The organism is Collinsella sp. AM18-10, from assembly GCF_003471585.1.
In the GTDB taxonomy this organism is placed as follows: domain Bacteria; phylum Actinomycetota; class Coriobacteriia; order Coriobacteriales; family Coriobacteriaceae; genus Collinsella.
The window spans coordinates 1-2387 of record NZ_QRJO01000035.1 but is presented as its reverse complement, the minus strand read 5'-3'; the positions used below and the strand labels follow the sequence as shown (position 1 = coordinate 2387).

The following is a 2387-nucleotide window of genomic DNA, read 5'->3' as shown; positions in this document are numbered from 1 at the left end:
CCGAGCCGTCGGATGACTTGAAGAAGGGGGAGGCCTCGCGGCCTCCCCCTTCTTTGCGTTTACGGGCAACATTCCTTATGCAATAAAATCAATTTAATCATCCACCGCTGAATATAGACGTTCACCGTTCTTTGGTCGGTTCTCTGTTCTCAATGGACTAATATTTGCTTTAGCGCACTGCTGCGCTTGTCCTGTTTTACACGGGTCGTTTTATTGATTGTGAAGGAAGGACTCACATGGCAGATGTTCATGAGCTGCTTGATACTTGGATTGCCAATGTCAAGGACGAGGAGCTCCTCGCTGAGCTTAACACGATGAAGGAGCAGGGTGATGAGGACGCCATCACCGATGCTTTCTTCCAAGATCTCGCCTTCGGTACTGCCGGCCTTCGCGGCACTATCGGTGCGGGCACTAACCGTATGAATATCTATACGGTCGGTCGTGCGACCCAGGGATTCGCTGACTACCTCAATGCGACCTTCGAGCATCCAACGGTTGCCATCGCTCGCGATAGCCGCAATAAAGGTGAGCTGTTCGTTAAGACGACGGCTGCCATTCTTGCAGCAAACGGCGTGACTGCCCTCGTTTATCCCAAGATTTCTCCTGTGCCGACGCTCTCCTGGGCCGTCCGTGATCTTAAGTGCTCCGGTGGCATTTGCATGACCGCTAGTCATAACCCGGCACCGTATAACGGCTATAAGGCCTATGGCCCCGACGGCTGCCAGATCACCAGCGAGGCCGCCGATGCAATTTCTAAGGCTATCGCCGAGACCGATACGTTCACCGGTGTGAAGTCCATGGACTTCGATGAGGCTCTTGAGCAGGGCCTGGTCAAATGGATCGATGACTCGTGCCTCGAGCGTTATTACGACGCCGTTCTCGCTCGCGGCGTTACGAATCTTTCTGCCGAGGAGATTGCCGGCGCACCGCTCAAGCTTGTCTATACGCCGCTGAATGGTACCGGCCTCATTCCCGTCACCACGGTGCTCGAGCGCGCTGGCATCACTGATGTCACGGTTGTTCCCGAGCAGAAGGAACCTAACGGCGATTTCCCGACCTGCCCGTATCCTAACCCCGAGATCCGACAGGCCATGCAGAAGGGCATCGATCTCTGCGAGCAGGTTCACCCCGATCTGCTGCTTGCGACCGATCCCGACGCCGACCGTGTTGGCGTTGCCGTTAAGAATGGCGATGACTATCTGCTGCTGACCGGTAACGAGATGGGCGTCCTGTTGCTCGACTATATTTGCAAGACCCGTGCCGCCCGCGGCGAGGACCTCACTAAGAAGGTCGCGGTTACTACCATTGTTTCTTCCGCCATGGTCGATGCTCTGGCCGAGGAATATGGCTTTGAGCTCCGTCGCTGCCTGACGGGCTTCAAGTACATCGGTGACATCATTACCTCGCTTTCCGATGCCGGTGAAGTCGATCGCTTTATCTTCGGTTTTGAGGAGAGCTACGGTTATCTGGCTGGTGATCACGTGCGCGACAAGGACGCCGTGAGCACTTCGCTGCTGATTTGCCAGATGGCTCAGTATTACAAGCTGCAGGGTAAGAACCTCGCCGACGCGATGCACGAGCTGTACGAGAAGTATGGCTACTATCACAACAAGACGATTTCGCTGAGCTATCCGGGCGCTGAGGGTGCGGCAAAGATGGCCGGCATCATGGCTGGTCTGCGCGAGAACCCGCCCGCGGAGCTCGCCGGTTCCAAGATTGAGGCCGTCGTGGACTACAACACCTGCGTGAACGGCCTGCCGAAGGCTAATGTCATTGAGTTCGATCTCGAGGGTGGCAACAAGGGTATCGTCCGTCCTTCCGGCACCGAGCCCAAGATCAAGCTGTATATCTTTGCCAAGGGCGCGGATGCCGCCGAAGCTGATGCAGCACTTGACGCGATTGAAGAGTCCGGTCGCAAGCTGCTGGCATAAGGTATTTAAGAGTCTATTACTGTAGATAGGCGAAAGAGGGGATCTCGGAAACGAGGTTCCCTCTTATATTTACCCAGCCAGCCGAGAGTCCTTATATGTGTAGGAAATGTGTACGCCCAGATTCCCGCCCCCGGCGCCCCTCCGGTCTGGCAATATATCTCCTTGCCGCGCGGCCCGGTCGGACCGGATGAGCCGCAGAGCGTGCACCTTGAGAACCGGATACTGCGAGGATGGACACATTCAGTGTCGCATCCGGGCAGACATCGAACCATTTGAAATGGTCTAACTTGGATTTGTTTTTCGCAAGGCCGCCGAGAGGCGGCCCCGAGAAATTCCTTTTCCTATACAGAACCATATGAATCGAACGGAACCGATCAGCTAATAGTTGTGAGGACCGGACGGGCTCGAAGCCCATATATTTTGGACGGAGAGTTCGATCCTGGCTCAGGATGAACG

Annotated in this window: 1 protein-coding gene; it reads left to right on the top strand. The window is 55.6% G+C overall.

Features of this window, described 5'->3' with window-relative positions; translation table 11 throughout:
• Positions 1–236: 236 nt before the first annotated feature.
• Positions 237–1931: a phospho-sugar mutase gene (locus DW211_RS09955; protein WP_055252695.1), complete on the top strand. Its 1695-nt coding sequence runs from the start codon at positions 237–239 to the stop codon at positions 1929–1931.
• Positions 1932–2387: the final 456 nt, after the last annotated feature.